Here is a 20,710-nt window from a genome sequence, read left to right on the forward strand (position 1 = left end):
CATGAGCGAGCGCAAATATTTTGGTACCGATGGCATTCGTGGCAAGGTCGGTGAGAGTCCTATTACCCCCGATTTCGTTCTGAAGCTTGGCTGGGCGGCAGGGAAGGTACTGGCACGTCACGGCTCTCGTAAAATTATTATCGGCAAAGATACTCGCATCTCAGGCTACATGTTGGAGTCGGCGCTGGAAGCAGGCCTCGCGGCTGCGGGATTGTCAGCCTCCTTCACTGGCCCAATGCCGACGCCGGCAGTGGCGTATTTGACGCGTACCTTCCGTGCGGAAGCCGGTATTGTGATCTCGGCATCGCATAACCCGTTTTACGACAATGGCATTAAATTCTTCTCCATTGACGGGGCAAAACTGCCGGACCATGTCGAAGAAGCCATTGAAGCTGAAATGGAAAAACCGCTGACCTGCGTCGAATCGTCAGAATTGGGCAAGGCCAGCCGGATCATCGATGCTGCCGGTCGTTATATCGAATTCTGCAAAGGGACCTTCCCGAGCGAACTGAGCCTGAAGGGCCTGAAAATCGTGGTGGACTGCGCCAACGGCGCGACCTATCACATTGCGCCTAGCGTGCTGCGTGAGCTGGGGGCTACGGTAATTGCCATCGGCGTTGAGCCGGATGGCATGAACATCAATGAAAAATGCGGCGCAACCGACGTTCGTCAGTTGCAAGAACGCGTGTTGCTGGAAAAAGCACACGTCGGCTTGGCGTTTGACGGTGACGGCGACCGCGTGATGATGGTTGATCACCTTGGCCACAAGGTGGACGGCGACCAGATCCTTTATATCATCGCTCGTGAAGGGTTGCGTCAGGGCCAATTGCGCGGTGGCGCTGTGGGTACGCTGATGAGCAACATGGGGCTGGAGCTGGCGCTCAAGCAGTTGGGCATTCCATTCGCCCGCGCTAAAGTCGGTGACCGCTACGTTCTGGAGAAGCTGCAGGAACTGGGGTGGCGCATCGGTGCGGAAAACTCCGGCCACGTGATCCTGCTGGACAAAACCACCACCGGTGACGGTATCGTTGCCGGTCTGCAGGTATTGACGGCGATCGTCCGCAATAACATGAGCCTGCACGACCTGTGCAGCGGCATGAAATTGCTGCCGCAGATCCTGGTTAATGTGCGTTTTGTTGGCGAGCACAACCCGCTGGAGTCTGATGAGGTGCGTAAAGTCACCGAACAGGTCGAAACTGAACTGGCCGGCCGCGGCCGCGTTCTGTTGCGTAAATCCGGTACCGAACCGCTGATCCGCGTCATGGTGGAAGGCGAGGACGAGCAACAGGTGACCGCGCTGGCACATCGTATTGCCGACGCTGTGAAATCTGCGGGTTAACGCAGCTTTGATCCGTCCGGGGGCAACGGATGTCCCCGGAAATCACAGCCTGCGAATTTTATTGGTGTTTTTTTCCGCAAACGCGCTGGTGGCTGCAAATTGCCCTTGCGTGGTTTGGCGCCTTTGGTTAGTATTCACACCCGCTTCAGTGGGCAGTTTGATATAACGCCTGCGACTTCTTAATAGAATTAGAAGCCTTTGGGGTGTGAAGCATTTGGCACGCGGTGAAGCCGCAAGGATACGGGTACAACTATGTACGAAGCTCTTCTGGTAATTTTCCTGCTGATCTCAATCGGGCTGGTTGCTCTGATTATGCTGCAGCAAGGTAAAGGCGCTGATATGGGAGCCTCATTCGGAGCAGGTGCTTCTGGCACATTGTTCGGTTCGAGCGGTTCCGGTAACTTCATGACCCGCATGACGGCTGTGCTGGCGACGTTGTTCTTCGTCATCAGTCTGATCCTGGGCAACCTGAGCACCAACCAGAGCAAGAAAGGCAGCGAGTGGGAAAACCTGGGTCAGCCAGTGAAATCTGAGCAGACTACCGCGCCGGCGGCACCAACCAAGCCGAGCAGCGATATCCCGCAGTAAGCAGCATGCAGTAACAGAGTTTGAAAACGGTTGTTGTTACCTCAATAAAATAACAGCCGTTAGCAGTAAGAATCAGTACCGAGGTGGTGGAATTGGTAGACACGCTACCTTGAGGTGGTAGTGCCCTAACGGGCTTGTGGGTTCGAGTCCCATCCTCGGTACCAAATCCCAGAGATAACTTGCAATTTTGCGATTATCGGCGTAATATTTGCCACGTTTTCGGACGCGGGGTGGAGCAGCCTGGTAGCTCGTCGGGCTCATAACCCGAAGGTCGTCGGTTCAAATCCGGCCCCCGCAACCACTTTCCTTTAAGTGTTTATTTTCAAATACACTTTTCGATTGAATTCCGCTTTTCTCGATCAACATTTGAAAATGACACTTGTTAGAAAGTTGCACCGAAGCCGCTTAGCGGCAAACAGGGTCCAGTTGCATAAAGCCCCGAATTTTCGGGGTTTTTTGTTATTTGGCAACAGAATCACTGGGCTATTAAGCCCTTTTTTTATGTCTTGGGGGTGGGCTTGTCCACATTAGAGCAAAAATTAACAGAGATGCTTTCGGCACCGGTAGAAGCGTTGGGCTTTGAACTTGTAGGCATCGAATTTATTCGTGCGCGCCAATCGACGCTCCGTATCTATATTGACAGTGAAAACGGCATCAATGTTGACGATTGCGCTGATGTCAGCCACCAGGTCAGCGCTGTATTGGACGTCGAAGAGCCAATCACAGTCGCTTACAACTTGGAAGTCTCCTCTCCTGGCCTTGATCGCCCGATGTTCACCGCCGAACACTATACTCGTTTCCTCGGTGATGAAGTCAGCTTGGTCCTGCGCATGGCCGTACAGAACCGTCGCAAATGGCAGGGCATTATCAAGTCTGTCGATGGCGAGATGATCACGGTTACTGTGGAAGGGAAAGATGAAGTGTTCGCGCTGAGCAATATCCAGAAAGCGAACCTGGTACCCCACTTTTAAAGTTTGGATGAGGCAACTAGGATGAATAAAGAGATTCTGGCTGTTGTTGAAGCTGTTTCCAATGAAAAATCCCTTCCGCGTGAGAAGATTTTCGAAGCGCTGGAAACCGCATTAGCCACCGCCACCAAGAAAAAATACGAGCAGGAAATCGAAGTTCGCGTCAGCATTGACCGCAAAACGGGCGATTTCGACACCTTCCGCCGCTGGGTTGCCGTAGATGAAGTGACTCAGCCAACGCGTGAAATCACGCTGGAAGCTGCGCAGTATGAAGAGCCAGGCATCGAGCTGGGCGGTTACATCGAAGATCAGATTGAATCTGTGACCTTCGACCGTATCACTACTCAGACCGCGAAACAGGTTATCGTACAGAAAGTACGTGAAGCCGAGCGCGCGATGGTCGTTGACGCTTTCCGTCAGCACGAAGGTGAAATCGTCACCGGCGTGGTGAAGAAAGTTAACCGTGACAGCATTGCGCTGGATCTGGGCAGCAACGCCGAAGCGGTAATTGGCCGTGAAGACATGCTGCCACGCGAAAACTTCCGTCCGGGCGACCGTATCCGCGGTATCCTGTACGCCGTTCGTCCCGAAGCCCGTGGCGCGCAGCTGTTCGTCAGCCGCTCCAGCGCCGAGATGCTGAAAGAACTGTTCCGCATCGAAGTCCCGGAAATCGGCGAAGAAGTGATTGAAATTAAAGCGGCAGCCCGCGATCCAGGCTCCCGTGCGAAAATTGCAGTGAAAACCAACGACAAACGCATCGACCCAGTCGGCGCTTGCGTAGGTATGCGCGGTGCGCGCGTTCAGGCCGTTTCGAGCGAGCTCGGCGGTGAACGTATCGACATCATCCTGTGGGATGATAACCCTGCGCAGTTCGTCATCAACGCCATGGCACCGGCAGACGTTGCCTCGATCGTGGTTGATGAAGATAATTGCACTATGGATATCGCCGTTGAAGCCAGCAATCTGGCACAGGCGATCGGCCGTAATGGCCAAAACGTGCGTTTGGCATCCCAGCTGTTAAAACAACACCGTGACGACGACCGTTGGGAACTGAACGTGATGACGGCGGACGATCTGCAGGCCAAGCACCAGGCCGAAGCTCATGCCGCCATTGATACCTTCACCAAGTATCTTGATATCGACGAAGATTTCGCCACCGTACTGGTTGAAGAAGGCTTCTCTACGCTGGAAGAATTGGCTTACGTGCCAATCAAAGAGCTGCTGGAAATCGACGGTCTGGATGAAGATATGGTTGAAGCGTTGCGCGATCGCGCCAAAGCTGCATTGACCACGCTGGCCCTGGCCCAAGAAGAAAGCCTGGGCGACCAAAAACCTGCTGACGATTTGCTCAACCTGTCGGGTCTTGAGCGCAGCATGGCCTTTAAACTGGCCGCGCGTGGGGTTTGTACGCTGGAAGATCTTGCCGAGCAGGGTGTTGACGATCTGGCTGATATTGAAGGGCTTAGCGACGAGCAAGCCGGCGAGCTGATTATGGCCGCACGTAATATCTGTTGGTTTGGCGACAACGCGTAATAAACTGTAGCAGGAAGGAACAGCATGACGACAGATGTAACCGTAAAATCGCTGGCAGCAGAGATTCAGACTCCAGTTGATCGCCTGGTACAGCAGTTTGCTGATGCAGGGATTAACAAGTCTGAGACAGACTCTGTAACCCAACACGAGAAAGAAGCCTTACTGGCGCACCTGAACCGTGAACACGGTAGCGCGCCTGGTAAGCTCACGTTGCAGCGCAAAACGCGCAGCACCTTGAATATTCCGAGCACCGGCGGTAAAAGTAAATCGGTGCAAATTGAGGTCCGCAAGAAACGCACTTATGTAAATCGCGATACGCCAGAAGCCCAACAGGCTGAAGCGGCAGAGCAGGCACAGCGTGAAGCGGAAGAGCAGGCACAGCGCGAAGCGGAAGAGCTAGCGAAACGCGAAGCAGAAGCGAAGCGCGCAGCCGAAGAGCAAGCCAAACGTGAGGCCGCGGAGATTGCTAAGCGTAATTCAGCGGAAAAAGAAAAAGTGACGAATCAACATACCGACGAAATGACCAAGCCAGCTCAGGCAGAAAAAGCACGCCGTGAAGCCGAAGCCGCTGAACTGAAACGTAAAGCGGAAGAGGAAGTTCGCCGTAAGGTCGAAGAAGACGCCAAACGCGTAGCGGAAGAAGCTCGCCGCATGGCTGAAGAGAACGGTGAGAAGTGGGCCGAAGCTGAAGCAGCAAGCGCTGCGGTTGAAACAGCCGATTACCACGTGACCACCTCTCAGCACGCCCGTGCAGCTGAAGACGAAAACGACGCCAAAGTTGAAGGCGAACGCCGCAGCCGCACCCGTGGCGGTAAAGCGACCAAGCAGAAGAAAGGCAGCAAACTTTCCGAGTCTAAAGCAGACCGTGAAGAAGCGCGCGCCGTTACCCGTGGTGGTAAAGGCAAGCGCAAGCCAAGCACTCTGCAGCAGGGCTTCAACAAGCCGGCTCAGGTGGTTAACCGTGACGTTGTGATCGGCGAAACCATCACCGTAGCCGAACTGGCTAACAAGATGGCGGTTAAAGGCTCTCAGGTCATCAAAGCTATGATGAAGCTGGGCGCAATGGCCACCATCAACCAGGTCATCGATCAGGAAACCGCACAGCTGGTTGCCGAAGAGATGGGCCACAAAGTTATCCTGCGTCGTGAGAACGAGCTGGAAGAAGCGCTGATGAGCGACCGTGATACCGGTGCAGCGGCTGAGCCACGTGCGCCAGTTGTGACCATCATGGGCCACGTTGACCACGGTAAAACTTCTTTGCTGGACTACATCCGCTCCACCAAGGTGGCAGCAGGCGAGGCCGGCGGTATTACCCAGCATATCGGTGCTTACCACGTAGAAACCGACAACGGCATGATCACCTTCCTGGATACCCCAGGCCACGCAGCCTTTACTTCAATGCGTGCCCGTGGTGCTCAGGCGACTGACATCGTTGTTCTGGTTGTTGCTGCCGACGACGGCGTGATGCCGCAAACCATCGAAGCTATCCAGCATGCGAAAGCAGCGCAGGTGCCGTTGGTGGTTGCAGTGAACAAAATTGACAAGCCGGAAGCCGATCCGGACCGCGTTAAGCAAGAACTGTCCCAGTACGGCGTTATGCCGGAAGAGTGGGGCGGTGAAGCACAGTTCGTTCACGTATCTGCGAAAGCCGGTACCGGTATCGACGAACTGCTGAACGCTATCCTGCTGCAGTCCGAAGTTCTCGAACTGAAAGCGGTACGCAGCGGCATGGCCAGCGGCGTGGTTATCGAATCCTTCCTGGATAAAGGTCGTGGTCCGGTAGCTACCGTTCTGGTACAGGAAGGTACGCTGAACAAAGGCGATATCGTTCTGTGTGGCTTCGAATACGGCCGCGTGCGTGCGATGCGTGACGAACTGGGCCGCGAAGTGACCTCTGCGGGTCCTTCTATTCCGGTTGAGATCCTGGGCCTGTCCAGCGTTCCTGCCGCCGGTGATGAAGCGACCGTGGTGCGTGACGAGAAGAAAGCGCGTGAAGTTGCGCTGTACCGTCAAGGCAAGTTCCGCGAAGTCAAACTGGCGCGTCAGCAGAAATCCAAACTGGAAAACATGTTTGCGAACATGACCGACGGTGAAGTTTCTGAGCTGAACATCGTACTGAAATCCGACGTACAGGGTTCTTGTGAAGCCATCATGGATTCACTGTTGAAACTCTCTACCGACGAAGTGAAAGTGAAGATTGTTGGCTCTGGCGTGGGTGGTATCACTGAAACCGACGCAACGCTGGCCGCAGCTTCCAACGCCATCATCCTGGGCTTCAACGTCCGTGCCGACGCTTCTGCGCGCCGCGTGATTGAAGCAGAAAGCCTGGATCTGCGTTACTACTCCGTGATCTATAACCTGATCGACGAAGTGAAGCAGGCGATGAGCGGTATGTTGGCGCCTGAGTACAAGCAGCAGATCATCGGTCTGGCCGAAGTGCGTGACGTGTTCAAATCACCTAAATTCGGTGCTATTGCCGGTTGTATGGTTACCGAAGGTAACATCAAGCGTCACAACCCAATCCGTGTTCTGCGCGACAACGTGGTTATCTATGAAGGCGAGCTGGAATCCCTGCGCCGCTTCAAAGATGACGTTAACGAAGTCCGTAACGGCATGGAATGTGGTATCGGCGTTAAGAACTACAACGACGTGCGCGTCGGTGACATGATCGAAGTATTCGAAATCATCGAGATCCAACGCACCATCGCTTAACGCTAGCACATCTGCTTAAGTCTTTTCTGGGGGGCCTTGTGCCCCCCGATTTGTCTGGAGAATCCATAATGGCAAAAGAATTCAGCCGCGGTCAGCGCGTGGCACAAGAGATGCAAAAAGAGATTGCTATCATTCTGCAGCGTGAAGTCAAAGATCCGCGTATCGGCATGGCTACCGTTTCTGGTGTAGAAGTTTCGCGTGATTTGGCCTACGCCAAAGTTTATGTCACCTTCCTGAACGTGTTGACCGAAAACGCGGATCCGGAATTGGTGCCGAACGGTATCAAAGCGCTGCAAGACGCTTCCGGTTACATCCGTACGTTGCTGGGTAAAGCCATGCGCCTGCGCGTGGTACCTGAGCTGACCTTCGCTTACGACAACTCCCTGGTTGAAGGCATGCGTATGTCCAACCTGGTGACCAACGTAGTGAAGAACGACGCCGAACGCCGTTCCGCATCAGGCGATGACGAGGAGGCTTAATGAGTCGCCCTCGTCGCCGCGGCCGTGATATCCACGGCGTCCTGTTGCTGGACAAACCGCAGGGCCTGTCGTCCAACGACGCCCTGCAAAAAGTAAAGCGCCTCTATAACGCCAATCGTGCGGGCCACACCGGCGCGCTCGACCCGCTGGCGACCGGCATGTTGCCGATTTGCCTCGGTGAGGCGACCAAGTTCTCACAGTTTCTGCTCGACTCCGACAAACGCTATCGCGTTATTGCCCGACTGGGTCAGCGTACCGATACCTCGGATGCCGACGGCCAGATCGTGCAGGAACGCCCGGTGAATTTCACTCAGGCGCAACTCGATGTGGCGCTGGACAGCTTCCGCGGCGATATCAAGCAGGTGCCTTCGATGTATTCGGCGCTGAAATACCAGGGCAAAAAACTCTATGAGTATGCTCGCCAGGGTATCGAAGTCCCGCGCGAAGCGCGCAGCATCACCGTTTACGAACTGCAGTTTATTCGCTGGGAAGGGGATGAACTGGAGCTGGAAATTCATTGCTCGAAAGGCACCTACATCCGCACCATTACCGATGACCTCGGTGAGTTGCTGGGGTGTGGCGCGCACGTGATCTACCTGCGTCGTCTGCAGGTGGCGACCTATCCGACCGAACGTATGGTCACGCTTGAGCAGTTGAACGAATTGCTGGAGCAGGCGCAGGCGCAAGAAATCGCGCCGGCCGAGCTGCTTGATCCGCTGCTGATGCCAATGGATAGCCCGGTAGAGAACTACCCGGAAGTGAATTTGTTGCCGGTGGTGGCGGGCTACGTCAAGCAGGGGCAACCGGTGCAGGTTGCCGGCGCACCGGCCTCGGGCATGGTACGTATCACCGAAGGCGAAGAGCGTAAATTTATCGGCGTGGGCGATATTGCCGATGACGGTCGTGTGGCACCGCGCCGCCTGGTAGTCGAATATTTCGACTAAGGGTAGAAAACGCACTGCCTTGCGATCGCTCTGCGCTAAGGGTAGAATGGCGCAGCTTATGCATTGGGTTGCTGAATTAGAGATCGGCGCCTGTATTTATTATCTATAATCTGGAGTATGACAATGTCTCTAAGTGTTGAAGCTAAAGCTAAAATCGTAGCTGATTTCGGTCGTGGTACTAACGACAGCGGTTCTTCCGAAGTTCAGGTTGCCCTGTTGACTGCGCAGATCAACCATCTGCAAGGCCACTTCTCAGAGCACAAAAAAGATCACCACAGCCGTCGTGGTCTGCTGCGTATGGTTTCTCAGCGTCGTAAGCTGCTGGACTACCTGAAGCGTAAAGATGTAGCACGTTACACCAGCCTGATCGAGCGTCTGGGTCTGCGTCGCTAATCTAGCGAGTTTCAGCGGAAAGGGGCCTATTAGGGCCCCTTTCTTCTAGGAAGCATAAGCAAATCAGGTTAATGTATTACTGATGTTTCCAAACAGGATCTTCCATTACAGAGGTTCGCGCGGCTAATGAGAGGCTTTGTCTCAGGCTTGAGATAAGGATTGTCATTAGTCGCGAGGATGTAGTGAGAAGGCAAATCGAGTCACTGGCGTGTCGAGTCGTCAATGCGATTGCGCGCCTAATCTAAGGATATAATTTTGCTGACACCGATCATTCGCAAATTCCAATATGGCCAGCATACCGTCACCATCGAGACCGGTATGATGGCTCGTCAAGCCACTGCTGCCGTTATGGTAAGCATGGATGACACCGCCGTATTCGTTACCGTGGTTGGCCAGAAAAAAGCCAAACCAGGCCAGAGCTTCTTCCCACTGACCGTAAACTATCAGGAGCGTACCTACGCTGCTGGTCGTATCCCGGGCAGCTTCTTCCGTCGTGAAGGCCGTCCGAGCGAAGGCGAAACCCTGACCTCCCGCCTGATTGACCGTCCGATCCGTCCTCTGTTCCCGGACAGCTTCCTGAACGAAGTTCAGGTGATCGCGACCGTAGTTTCCGTAAACCCGCAGGTTAACCCTGACATCGTTGCGATGATCGGCGCCTCTGCAGCCCTGAGCCTGTCCGGTATTCCGTTCAACGGCCCAATCGGTTCTGCTCGCGTGGGTTACATCAACAACCAGTACGTGCTGAACCCGACTACCGACGAGCTGAAAGAAAGCAGCCTGGACCTGGTGGTTGCCGGTACCGCTGGCGCAGTGCTGATGGTTGAATCCGAAGCTGACGTTCTGAGCGAAGATCAAATGCTGGGCGCTGTGGTCTTTGGCCACGAGCAACAGCAGATCGTTATCGAGAACATCAACTCCCTGGTTGCCGAAGCCGGTAAACCCAAGTGGGATTGGCAGGCACCTGCCGTCAACGAAGCGCTGCACGCGCGTGTTGCAGAACTGGCAGAAGGCCGCCTGGGCGACGCTTATCACATCACCGAAAAACAAGAGCGTTACGCTCAGGTAGATGCGATCAAGAGCAGCGTTGTTGAAACCCTGCTGGCACAGGACGAAACCTTGGACGCGTCTGAAATTCAGGACATCCTGGGCAGCGTTGAGAAAAACGTCGTGCGTAGCCGTGTGCTGCGTGGCGAGCCGCGTATCGACGGCCGCGAAAAAGACATGATCCGTGGTCTGGACGTGCGCACCGGCGTGCTGCCGCGTACCCACGGTTCCGCACTGTTCACCCGTGGTGAAACTCAGGCTCTGGTGACCGCCACTCTGGGTACTGCCCGTGACGCGCAGAACCTGGATGAGCTGATGGGCGAGAAGACCGACAGCTTCCTGTTCCACTACAACTTCCCTCCGTACTCCGTTGGTGAGACCGGGATGGTGGGTTCGCCTAAACGTCGTGAAATTGGTCACGGTCGCCTGGCGAAACGCGGCGTATTGGCTATGATGCCTAAAGCAGAAGATTTCCCGTACACGGTGCGTGTGGTTTCCGAAATCACCGAATCCAACGGTTCTTCTTCCATGGCTTCCGTCTGTGGCGCTTCTCTGGCGCTGATGGACGCAGGTGTGCCAATCAAAGCCGCCGTTGCGGGTATCGCAATGGGCCTGGTGAAAGAACAAGACAACTTTGTTGTTCTGTCCGACATTCTGGGTGACGAAGATCACCTGGGCGACATGGACTTCAAAGTAGCCGGTAGCCGTGATGGTATCACCGCGCTGCAGATGGACATTAAAATTGAAGGCATCACCCGCGAAATCATGCAGGTTGCTCTGAACCAGGCCAAGGGCGCGCGTCTGCACATCCTGGGCGTTATGGAACAGGCTATCAGCACTCCGCGTGGCGATATCTCTCAGTTCGCACCACGTATCCACACTATCCGAATCAACCCGGACAAGATCAAAGACGTAATTGGTAAAGGCGGTTCTGTCATTCGTGCGTTGACCGAAGAGACCGGCACTACCATTGAAATCGAAGATGATGGTACAGTTAAAATCGCTGCTACCGACGGTGAGAAAGCGAAATTCGCGATTCGCCGCATCGAAGAGATCACCGCTGAGATCGAAGTGGGCCGTATTTACCAGGGTAAAGTCACCCGTATCGTTGATTTCGGCGCATTCGTGGCGATCGGCGGTGGTAAAGAAGGTCTGGTGCACATCTCTCAAATCGCTGACAAGCGCGTTGAGAAAGTGACCGACTATCTGCAGATGGGTCAGGAAGTGCCGGTTAAGGTACTGGAAGTTGACCGTCAGGGCCGCGTGCGTCTGAGCATCAAAGAAGCGACCGCGCCAGAAGCAGGTTCACCTGCGCCTGAAGCAGAATAACTGTATAGATAGATTTACAGCTCCCGGCCATGGGGTTGGGAGCTGTTCGTATCGCGCGGGTAGGATGCCTGCGTATTAGCAAACGGATGAAAGGATGTTCATCCAATGTTTGTCTTCGGGAGTGGGAAATGAAGCCTTTCTTGCGCTGGTGTTACGTTGCGACAGCACTCATGCTGGCAGGATGCAGCAACCATGATTGGCGTAAAGACGAAGTTTTGGCGATCCCGTTGCAGCCAACTCTGCAGCAGGAAGTGATCCTGGCGCGCATGGAACAAATACTTGCCAGCCGGGCACTGACGGACGATGAGCGTGCGCAGCTTTTATATGAGCGCGGTGTACTGTATGATAGCCTCGGGCTACGTGCACTGGCGCGCAATGATTTCTCGCAAGCGCTGGCGATACGTCCTGATATGCCAGAAGTTTTCAACTACCTGGGCATTTACTTAACGCAGGCAGGCAATTTTGATGCTGCCTATGAAGCGTTTGATTCTGTACTAGAGCTTGATCCAACTTACAATTACGCGCGTTTAAACCGGGGCATCGCACTGTATTATGGCGGCCGCTTCCCGTTGGCGCAGGATGATCTGCAGGCGTTTTATCAAGACGACCCAAACGATCCCTTCCGTTCGTTGTGGCTTTATCTTGTGGAAAGAGAAATCGATCCCAAGAAGGCTGACGTAGCGCTCCAGCAGCGTTATGACAAAGCGAACCGAGGGCAATGGGGATGGAATATTGTCGAATTCTACCTGGGCAACATCAGTGAAAAAACGCTGATGGAAAGGCTCAAGGCAGATGCAACGGATAACACTTCGCTCGCTGAGCATCTCAGTGAAACTGACTTCTATTTAGGTAAGCACTACCTAAGTCTGGGGGACAAGGACACCGCTTCGGCGCTGTTCAAACTGACGGTCGCTAACAACGTTCATAACTTCGTTGAGCACCGCTATGCATTGTTGGAATTGGCGCTGTTAGGCCAAGAACAAGACGACCTATCGGAATCGGACCAGCAATAGCTGACGAACAACTATCAGCCTGATATACATTGGTTTTTTTGCCAAAGTTATCGTCTTAACGGGCGAGGGCTTTTTTGTTCGTTTTATAATCTAATTTGAGCCGGTTCACACTTTTCAATGAAAATGACTGAAAATTTTCTCGACGAGTTATGTAGACTGGCTGCCATTATTAATGAGGCACGTGTACATGACTACTGAGCTTGAAACCTCTTTTGCTGACCTGGGGCTGTCTGCTCCGATCATTTCTGCCCTGACCGATCTGGGCTACGAAAAACCGTCACCGATCCAGGCTGAGTGTATTCCTCACCTGTTGAACGGCCGTGATGTGCTGGGCATGGCACAGACCGGTAGCGGTAAAACTGCAGCATTCTCGCTGCCACTGCTGCACAACCTTGACGCTTCCCTGAAGGCACCTCAGATCCTGGTGCTGGCACCGACCCGCGAACTGGCGGTTCAGGTTGCGGAAGCGATGACCGATTTCTCCAAACACATGCATGGCGTTAACGTCGTGGCCCTGTACGGCGGCCAGCGTTATGACGTGCAGCTGCGCGCTCTGCGTCAGGGCCCGCAAATCGTAGTAGGGACTCCAGGCCGTCTGCTGGACCACCTGAAGCGTGGCACCCTGAACCTCTCTAACCTGAGCGGTCTGGTGCTGGATGAAGCCGACGAAATGCTGCGCATGGGCTTTATCGAAGACGTAGAAACCATCATGGCGGAGATCCCGGCTGAACATCAGACCGCGCTGTTCTCTGCAACCATGCCGGAAGCGATCCGTCGCATTACCCGCCGCTTTATGAAAGAGCCGCAGGAAGTGCGCATCCAATCCAGCATCACTACCCGTCCGGACATCAGCCAGAGCTACTGGACTGTGCAGGGCATGCGTAAAAACGATGCGCTGGTGCGTTTCCTGGAAGCGGAAGACTTTGATGCGGCGATCATCTTCGTTCGTACCAAAAACGCTACCCTGGAAGTGGCCGAAGCGCTGGAGCGCAGCGGTTACAGCAGCGCAGCACTGAACGGCGACATGAACCAGGCACTGCGTGAGCAGACCCTGGAGCGCCTGAAAGATGGTCGTCTGGACATCCTGATCGCGACCGACGTTGCTGCTCGTGGTCTGGACGTTGAGCGTATCAGCCTGGTGGTAAACTATGACATCCCTATGGATTCAGAGTCTTACGTTCACCGTATCGGCCGTACCGGTCGTGCAGGTCGTGCCGGCCGTGCGCTGTTGTTCGTAGAAAACCGCGAACGCCGCCTGCTGCGCAACATCGAACGCACCATGAAGCTGACCATTCCAGAAGTTGAACTGCCAAATGCAGAACTGCTGGGTGAGCGTCGTCTGGCCAAGTTCGCCGCTAAAGTACAGCAACAGCTGGAAAGCAGCGATCTGGACATGTACCGCGCACTGCTGGCTAAACTGCAGCCGGAAGAAGAGCTGGAAATGGAAACCCTGGCCGCAGCACTGCTGAAAATGGCACAGGGCGAACGCCCTCTGATCCTGCCACCGGATCCAGTGTTCAAACCACGTCAGCGTCGTGAATTCAACGACCGTGACGACCGCGGTAGCGACCGTCGTCGTGACGCACGTCCAGACAGCCGTGACGGCGCAGATCGCCCACGTCGTGAACGTCGTGACGTTGGCGAAATGCAGCTGTACCGCATTGAAGTGGGCCGTGATGACGGTGTTGAAGTTCGTCATATCGTTGGCGCGATCGCTAACGAAGGTGATATCAGCAGCCGTTACATCGGTAACATCAAGCTGTTCGCCGGTCACTCCACCATCGAACTGCCAAAAGGCATGCCGGGCGAGATCCTGTCTCACTTCACCCGTACTCGTATCCTGAACAAGCCGATGAACATGCAACTGCTGGGCGATGCACAGCCGCATGAACGTCGTGAGCGTCGCGAAGGTGGTGCTGGTGCAGGTAACGGCGAGCGTCGTGGCGGTGGTCGTCCATTCAACGGCGAACGTCGTGAAGGGGCAAACCCAGGCCGTCGTTCTTTCGGTGATCGTCGTGAAGGCGGTGCTGCTGCACCTGCAGGCAACGGTGGCGAACGTCGTGGCGGTAACTTCAACCGTGACGGCCAACGCGCCCCACGTCGTGATGACGCCGCTCCGGCTGCACCACGTCGTCGCTTCGGTGATGCATAACGCCTGATTTAGCCGTTCGCGGTTAATCGGACTAAAGAACCAGCCTTCGGGCTGGTTTTTTTATACCTGAAATTCACCGTTAAGGAGGGGAAAATGGCGTATCATTTATAAGGTTTTTTCTTATGGATACTACGCACGGGAGATGCCATGAGTTGGCAGCAGTTCAAGTCTCAATACCTGGTGCGCTTTTGGGCACCTTTACCCGCGGTGATTGCCGCAGGGATCCTCTCTACCTATTACTTCGGTTTAACCGGCACCTTCTGGGCAGTAACCGGTGAATTTACCCGCTGGGGCGGGCATGTATTGCAGTGGTTCGGTCTGCATCCTGAGCAATGGGGTTACTTCAAGGTTATCGGCCTTGAGGGTACGCCGTTGCAGCGCATCGATGGCAGGATGATCATCGGCATGTTTGCCGGCTGTATCGCCGCCGCGTTGTGGGCCAATAACATCAAGCTACGCCAGCCGCAGCACCGCATTCGCATCGTGCAGGCGCTGTTGGGCGGCATTATCGCCGGTTTCGGCGCCCGTCTGGCGATGGGCTGCAACCTGGCGGCGTTCTTTACCGGCATACCGCAGTTCTCGTTGCATGCCTGGTTCTTCGCGCTGGCGACCGCGGCCGGCTCCTACTTTGGTGCCAAATTCACCCTGCTGCCGATGTTTCGTATCCCGGTAAAATTACAAAAGGTGAAAGCCGCCGCCCCGCTGACGCAAAAGCCGGAGCAGGCACGCCGCCGCTTCCGTCTGGGCATGGTGATTTTCTGCCTGTCGATAGCCTGGTCACTTTGGACGCTTTTCGATGCGCCGAAGCTGGGCATCGCCATGCTGTTCGGCATAGGTTTTGGCCTGCTGATAGAACGTGCGCAGATCTGCTTCACTTCCGCCTTCCGCGATTTGTGGATCACCGGACGTACTCATATGGCGAAAGCGATCATTATCGGTATGGCGGTGAGCGCCATCGGCATTTTCAGCTACGTGCAGTTGGGCGTCGCACCAAAAATCATGTGGGCCGGCCCCAATGCCGTGTTGGGCGGGCTGCTGTTTGGGTTCGGTATCGTGCTGGCCGGCGGTTGTGAGACCGGCTGGATGTACCGCGCGGTGGAAGGACAGGTGCATTATTGGTGGGTGGGGCTGGGTAACATCATCGGCGCGACCCTGCTGGCTTACTACTGGGATGATTTGGCCCCTGCGTTGGCCACTGACTACGACAAGATCAATCTGTTGGATACTTTCGGGCCGATCGGCGGCCTGCTGGTGACTTACCTGCTGCTGGGGTTGGCGTTTGCCGCCATGCTGTGGTGGGAGAAACGCTTTTTCCGCGCTAAACCGGATGCGCAGGTGGTTAATTTGAGGAGTGTGTCATGAAGCAAGCGGTGATAGTGCCGGATTACCGGTTGGACATGCTGGGTGAGCCTTGCCCCTACCCGGCCGTGGCGACGCTGGAGGCGATGCCGCAGTTGAAACCGGGAGAGATCCTTGAGGTGATCAGCGACTGTCCGCAGTCAATCAACAACATCCCGCTTGACGCGCGGAATCACGGTTACAAAGTGTTGGATATTCAGCAGGATGGCCCCACCATCCGCTACCTGATCCAGCGCTGACCTGTCAGGGGCAGCGGTGTGCTGCCCCCTTTGTACTGCCGGCGGTAAGGGAAATGATTGCTCCCAGCCCGTCGCTGACTTACCCTTTCGCCAGTTCGCCTTTCACTCCGGCGACAATCTCAAATGAATGCAGCCGCGCCTGATGGTCAAAAATCTGGCCGTTGACCATGATTTCATCCGCGCCGGTTTCGCTCAGCAGCGTTTGCAGCCCCTGGCGTACGGTATTTTCATTGCCGATGATCGACATGCGCAACGCCTGATCAACCCCATATTGTTCCCCGGCGGTCCACAGCGCGTGGATATTGTCCACCGGAGCCGGTAATGGGCCTGGCGAGCCACGACGCAGATTGATGAACTGCTGCTGCATTGAGGTAAACAGGAAGCGTGCATCGGCGTCGCTGTCGGCGGCCACCACGTTGACGCACACCATGGCATGCGGCTGCTGGCACTGCTCAGACGCTTTGAAGTTATCGCGATACAGATTCAGTGCCTGGAACAGCATCTCCGGCGCAAAGTGAGAGGCGAAGGCAAACGGCAGGCCGAGTTGTGCCGCCAACTGCGCGCTGTACAGGCTGGAGCCGAGCAGCCAGAGGGGGACGTGCAACCCTTGGCCAGGTACCGCCTGCACCGGTTGCCCCGGTTGTGCATCGCCGAAATAATGCTGCAATTCCTGTACGTCACGCGGGAAGTTATCCACTTCGCCGGACAAATGACGGCGCAGTGCCATCATGGTGCGCTGATCGGTGCCGGGGGCGCGGCCTAGCCCCAGATCGATACGTCCAGGGTACAGAGACTCCAGCGTGCCGAACTGTTCGGCAATCACCAGCGGTGCATGGTTGGGCAGCATTACGCCGCCGGAACCGAGGCGGATGCTCTGGGTGCCGGAAGCCAGATAGCCCAGCAAGACCGACGTGGCGGCACTGCCGATACCGGTCATGTTGTGATGTTCCGCCAACCAATAGCGCTGATAACCCCACTTTTCGGCATGTTGTGCTAAATCTAAAGAAGCGTGAAAAGCATCGCGCGGTTTTGCCCCTTGCGGGATAGGGGATAAATCCAGTACCGAAACCGGTACCGCAGTTTTTTCAGTCATGACATCGTCCATCAAAAGGTGATCGCTTAAAGGGCGATTGCAGGGGTCTGCAAACTACAAAGCAGAATGTGCTTTTAGTGTTAAAAGCATAATCCAATTTGTGGTTATAAAAGAGGATATATGTGCTCGAGATATCCTTATGAGAAAAATGGTTTTTTTGGGAGTTTATTGAAAATATGGACATGATGATTTCACCTGCCGCTTACTGCTCAGGGAGCTGAGAGAATGAAAAAAAAGACATTGTTTACCTTACTGTTGATGGTGGTGGCGATCGCCATGGCGATATTGTTCCGCGCGCATAATCAGGACTTGTTGTTGCAGGGCGAAGTGGATGCACCCGAAGTGATTGTGGCTTCCAAGGCCAAGGGGCGGGTGATTGAACGCCTGGTGGAACGCGGTGACGACGTGAAGGCAGGGCAAGTGATGATTCAGCTCGACAGCCCGGAGCTGATGGCGCAACTGCGTTCTGCGCAGGCGTCGCGGGACGAGGCCAAGGCTCAGCTCGAACAGTCGTTGCACGGCACGCGTGAAGAAAGCATCCGCAACCTGCGCGCTAATCTGGCGCAGTCTGAAGCGCAATATCGCAACGCGCAGAACGACTACAACCGCAACCTGAGTGTGGCCGGCAAAGGTTATATTTCGAAGTCTGAACTCGACAGTTCACGCCGAGCGCGCGATACCGCTTTCCAACAGGTGCAGGCGGCCAAGGCCAACCTGGATGAAGGCGTCAACGGCGACCGCGTCGAACTGCGGCAACAATATGCGGCGGCGCTGCGAGCGGCGGAAGAAAACTTGCTGCAAGTGAAGGCCCAGACAGACGATCTGCAGGTTTTAGCCCCGGTGACCGGTGAAGTCGGGCCGATACCGGCTGAGGTCGGTGAACTGCTGAATGCAGGTAGCCCGCTGTTGACCCTGATCCGCATACCGGACGCTTATTTTGTGTTTAACCTGCGTGAGGATATTTTAGCCCACGTACGCAAGGGCGATAAAATCCAGATGCGGGTCCCCGCATTGAAGGACAAGATTATCGAAGCGGAGGTGCGCTATATCGCCCCGCTGGGCGACTATGCGACCAAGCGTGCCACCCGAGCTACCGGTGACTTCGATCTGAAAACGTTTGAAGTGCGCCTGTATCCGTCACAGCCGGTAGACGGCCTGCGTCCAGGGATGAGCAGCTTATGGCTATGGAAAGAGTAAGGGCCGGCTGGCGCTGCTTCAGTCACGCGTTTGGCAACGAGTGCCGGGTGGCCTTCCGCAGCCCGGTGGTGCACTGGCTGAGCTGGATCTTCCCGCTGATCCTGTTTGGTCTGATCAGCAGTAACTTTTCGGAAGGCACCTTGCTCGATCTGCCGGTGTCGGTGGTGGACAGCGATCACAGCCCGTTGTCCAAATCATTGACGCGCCGTCTGGATGCCGGTTCGCACGCCCACGTCGAGGCCTACTCCGGCGGACTGCCGGAATCGTTGCATCGGCTGCGCAGTGCGCAGGATTATGCGTTGCTGTATGTACCGCCGGATTTTGAAGCCAACGCGTTGGCAGGCAGACAACCGAGCGTGGTGATGTATTACAATGCGCTGTTTTACGGTGCCGGGCTGTATTCCACTCAGGACTTCAGCGGCCTGATGACCGAAATCAACGCCAGCTACCGCAGTATCATCGCCGGTGAGATGGGCAAAACGCTGCCGCCGCTGGCGGACGTAACCCTGTCGTACGGCAGTTTATTCAACGCCAGCGGCAGCTATATCTATTACCAACAGTTTGCCGCCACCATCCACTTACTGCAGCTGTTCGTGGTGACCTGCATGATCTACGTGCTGGCACGCAGCAAATCTTTGCTGAAGGCGCGGCCGTTCAGCCTGGCGCTGCTCGGTAAGTTGGCGCCCTACACGCTGTGCTTCACCAGCTTGCTGATGGTTGAGATTGCCGCGCTGGTGGGCATTTTTGACGCCCGTGTCAGCGGCAATCCGCTGTTTATGCTGATGATCGGCTTCTTTTACGTGATGGCGGCGCAGAGCATTGGTCTGCTGTTGTTCACCTTCACCAGCAGCACCATCACCGCCTACAGCCTGATTGCCATTTTGGTGAGTATTGCGCTGACCTTCTCGGGCATGGCGGTGCCGGAACTGTCTATGCCGCTGCCGGCGCGCATTATCTCCAATATTGAGCCGTTAACTCATGCGTTGTACGCAATGTTTGACGTATTCCTGCGTCAGGTACCTGCCAGCGCCATCTTCAGTGTCTGTGCATTGCTGTCGATTTATCCGCTGGTGACCGCGCTGTTGGTGCGTAACCGGCTGTTGGCGCGGCTATTGAAAGGAGGGGACGCGGGATGAAACTCTATTGGCAAACCTTCGTCCGGGTACTGCTCGGCATGCTGGAGCGGCCGATGTGGCTGATGCTGATCCTGTCGCTGTGCGTCATGAGCATGGTTTATGCCAACCGCACGGTGTGGGACCTGCCGGTGGGCGTGATCGATCAGGACCACAGCACCGCCAGCCGTCAGCTGATCCGTCAACTGGACGCCACCTCCAAAATCGCCATTGAAACCTACGACAGTCTGGAGCAGGCGCAGCGCGATCTGGGCTGGCGCAAGCTGTTCGCGGTGATCATCATGCCGGTGGATCTGGAGAAGAAGATCCTGAGCGGCCAGAATATCGTGGTACCGGTTTACGGTGATGCGACCAACCGCCTGGCCAACGGACAGATCCAGCAGGACGTGGTGGCGGCCTACCAGCAGTTGCTGACCCAGTACAACAGCGGGCTGCTGTTGCGCAGTGGTTTCAGCGAACGCCAGGCGCAGGTGATCCTGACACCGATACTGGGGCAGACGCTGGACGTGTTTAACCCGGGCATCAGCTTTGCGGCGATTATCTTCCCCGGCCTGTTGGTGATGCTTTTGCAGCACTCGCTGTTGATCGCCTGTGTGCGAGTCAGCATTGCCATGAAGAGCTTGCCCGGTGGCAAAGCGCCGCTGGCGGCTCACCTGGGAGGGCTGACGGCGTTGCTGCCAATCTGGCTGTTCCTGTCGATCGTGCTGTTTGTGCTGTGGCCGTGGGTGCTGGGTTATCGTCAAACGGCGGGTATTGCGGAAATTCTGCTGATGACCTTCCCGTTTTTGCTGGCGGTACTGGGGTTGGGCAAGCTGGTGACCGAGTGCCTGCGCAGCGTCGAGATGATCTATCTGACGCTGGCGTTTATCACGACGCCGATATTTTATCTGTCGGGCACCATCTGGCCGTTGCAGGCGATGCCGGGCTGGGTACGGGCGATTTCCTATAGCATCCCCTCCACCTGGGCGACCAAGGCCGTCGCGGGGGTAAACCAGATGGGGTTGTCGCTGCATGAAGTATGGGGGGACGTGGCGATGTTGCTGGTACTGGGGATCATTTACACCCTGCTGGGCTTCGCTGTGGGCTTCGTGCGCAACAGTGTGGCGCTGCGCAGCATGTTGCGTAAACGGCAGACTGATTAGCGTTCCGGCCAGGGCGCGCGCTCATTTCCTTGACCCTTAACAAGGTGGGCAGG

General features: G+C 55.6%; 18 protein-coding genes and 2 tRNA genes. 19 read left to right on the forward strand and 1 reads right to left on the reverse strand.

Translation table 11 applies throughout. From position 1 onward, the window contains the following. Nucleotide 1 precedes the first annotated feature (1 nt). The 16 genes from glmM to yedF all read left to right on the forward strand — a co-directional run bounded on the left by glmM (nucleotide 2) and on the right by yedF (nucleotide 16,092). On the forward strand, nucleotides 2-1,339 hold the full coding sequence (gene glmM, locus ACGS9J_RS17025; RefSeq protein WP_442232031.1) for a phosphoglucosamine mutase: 1,338 nt from the start codon (nucleotides 2-4) through the stop codon (nucleotides 1,337-1,339). 252 nt (nucleotides 1,340-1,591) lie between these two features. Next, entirely contained in the window at nucleotides 1,592-1,927 is a 336-nt protein-coding gene (gene secG / locus ACGS9J_RS17030) for a preprotein translocase subunit SecG (protein ID WP_020824951.1), read from the forward strand. A gap of 77 nt (nucleotides 1,928-2,004) precedes the next feature. Continuing rightward, nucleotides 2,005-2,091, forward strand: a tRNA-Leu gene (locus tag ACGS9J_RS17035). A 60-nt stretch (nucleotides 2,092-2,151) separates the two neighbouring features. After that, nucleotides 2,152-2,228 (forward strand) — tRNA-Met (locus tag ACGS9J_RS17040). A gap of 217 nt (nucleotides 2,229-2,445) precedes the next feature. After that, nucleotides 2,446-2,898, forward strand: coding sequence for a ribosome maturation factor RimP (gene rimP / locus ACGS9J_RS17045; protein ID WP_071827073.1), 453 nt, complete (start codon nucleotides 2,446-2,448; stop codon nucleotides 2,896-2,898). A 21-nt stretch (nucleotides 2,899-2,919) separates the two neighbouring features. Continuing rightward, complete coding sequence (gene nusA, locus ACGS9J_RS17050) at nucleotides 2,920-4,428, forward strand: transcription termination factor NusA (protein ID WP_262241344.1); 1,509 nt, start codon at nucleotides 2,920-2,922, stop codon at nucleotides 4,426-4,428. A gap of 24 nt (nucleotides 4,429-4,452) precedes the next feature. Further along, nucleotides 4,453-7,140 (forward strand): translation initiation factor IF-2, encoded by a 2,688-nt coding sequence (gene infB / locus ACGS9J_RS17055; protein WP_442232032.1) that lies wholly within the window; start codon nucleotides 4,453-4,455, stop codon nucleotides 7,138-7,140. A gap of 68 nt (nucleotides 7,141-7,208) precedes the next feature. Further along, nucleotides 7,209-7,619: a 30S ribosome-binding factor RbfA gene (gene rbfA / locus ACGS9J_RS17060; protein WP_262241346.1), complete on the forward strand. Its 411-nt coding sequence runs from the start codon at nucleotides 7,209-7,211 to the stop codon at nucleotides 7,617-7,619. Then, on the forward strand, nucleotides 7,619-8,563 hold the full coding sequence (truB, locus tag ACGS9J_RS17065; protein ID WP_442232033.1) for a tRNA pseudouridine(55) synthase TruB: 945 nt from the start codon (nucleotides 7,619-7,621) through the stop codon (nucleotides 8,561-8,563). Before rbfA ends, truB begins: the two co-directional genes overlap by 1 nt. 123 nt (nucleotides 8,564-8,686) lie before the next feature. Then, entirely contained in the window at nucleotides 8,687-8,956 is a 270-nt protein-coding gene (gene rpsO / locus ACGS9J_RS17070; RefSeq protein WP_012004950.1) for a 30S ribosomal protein S15, read from the forward strand. Between the two features lie 255 nt (nucleotides 8,957-9,211). Continuing rightward, nucleotides 9,212-11,329 (forward strand): polyribonucleotide nucleotidyltransferase, encoded by a 2,118-nt coding sequence (gene pnp, locus ACGS9J_RS17075; protein ID WP_269935744.1) that lies wholly within the window; start codon nucleotides 9,212-9,214, stop codon nucleotides 11,327-11,329. A 128-nt stretch (nucleotides 11,330-11,457) separates the two neighbouring features. Continuing rightward, entirely contained in the window at nucleotides 11,458-12,342 is an 885-nt protein-coding gene (nlpI, locus tag ACGS9J_RS17080; protein ID WP_012004952.1) for a lipoprotein NlpI, read from the forward strand. A gap of 123 nt (nucleotides 12,343-12,465) precedes the next feature. Next, on the forward strand, nucleotides 12,466-12,540 hold the full coding sequence (yrbN, locus tag ACGS9J_RS17085) for a protein YrbN (protein WP_223499600.1): 75 nt from the start codon (nucleotides 12,466-12,468) through the stop codon (nucleotides 12,538-12,540). Continuing rightward, on the forward strand, nucleotides 12,530-14,494 hold the full coding sequence (locus tag ACGS9J_RS17090) for a DEAD/DEAH family ATP-dependent RNA helicase (RefSeq protein ID WP_442232034.1): 1,965 nt from the start codon (nucleotides 12,530-12,532) through the stop codon (nucleotides 14,492-14,494). The genes yrbN and ACGS9J_RS17090 overlap by 11 nt, the downstream gene beginning before the upstream one ends. Nucleotides 14,495-14,641: 147 nt before the next feature. Then, on the forward strand, nucleotides 14,642-15,856 hold the full coding sequence (yedE, locus tag ACGS9J_RS17095) for a selenium metabolism membrane protein YedE/FdhT (protein WP_442232035.1): 1,215 nt from the start codon (nucleotides 14,642-14,644) through the stop codon (nucleotides 15,854-15,856). Beyond that, complete coding sequence (gene yedF / locus ACGS9J_RS17100; RefSeq protein ID WP_261416177.1) at nucleotides 15,853-16,092, forward strand: sulfurtransferase-like selenium metabolism protein YedF; 240 nt, start codon at nucleotides 15,853-15,855, stop codon at nucleotides 16,090-16,092. The genes yedE and yedF overlap by 4 nt, the downstream gene beginning before the upstream one ends. Before the next feature lie 79 nt (nucleotides 16,093-16,171). On the opposite strand, the gene ACGS9J_RS17105 is transcribed toward yedF, so the two are convergent. Beyond that, nucleotides 16,172-17,185 (reverse strand): luciferase-like monooxygenase, encoded by a 1,014-nt coding sequence (locus ACGS9J_RS17105; protein ID WP_442232036.1) that lies wholly within the window; start codon nucleotides 17,183-17,185, stop codon nucleotides 16,172-16,174. 225 nt (nucleotides 17,186-17,410) lie between these two features. Between ACGS9J_RS17105 and ACGS9J_RS17110 the strand changes: the two genes are divergently transcribed. From ACGS9J_RS17110 to ACGS9J_RS17120, 3 genes are read left to right on the forward strand one after another with little or no spacing between them, the layout of a single operon-like run. Continuing rightward, the gene (locus ACGS9J_RS17110) at nucleotides 17,411-18,382 is read left to right on the forward strand and encodes an HlyD family secretion protein (RefSeq protein WP_442232037.1); all 972 of its coding nucleotides are present in this window, start codon (nucleotides 17,411-17,413) and stop codon (nucleotides 18,380-18,382) included. Further along, a complete protein-coding gene (locus tag ACGS9J_RS17115; protein WP_442232038.1) occupies nucleotides 18,364-19,518 on the forward strand; it encodes an ABC transporter permease in 1,155 nt (384 codons plus the stop codon). Before ACGS9J_RS17110 ends, ACGS9J_RS17115 begins: the two co-directional genes overlap by 19 nt. Continuing rightward, a complete protein-coding gene (locus ACGS9J_RS17120) occupies nucleotides 19,515-20,657 on the forward strand; it encodes an ABC transporter permease (RefSeq protein WP_442232039.1) in 1,143 nt (380 codons plus the stop codon). Before ACGS9J_RS17115 ends, ACGS9J_RS17120 begins: the two co-directional genes overlap by 4 nt. Nucleotides 20,658-20,710: the final 53 nt, after the last annotated feature.

Source organism: Serratia quinivorans, from assembly GCF_052113645.1.
GTDB classification, from domain to species: Bacteria; Pseudomonadota; Gammaproteobacteria; order Enterobacterales; family Enterobacteriaceae; genus Serratia; species Serratia quinivorans_B.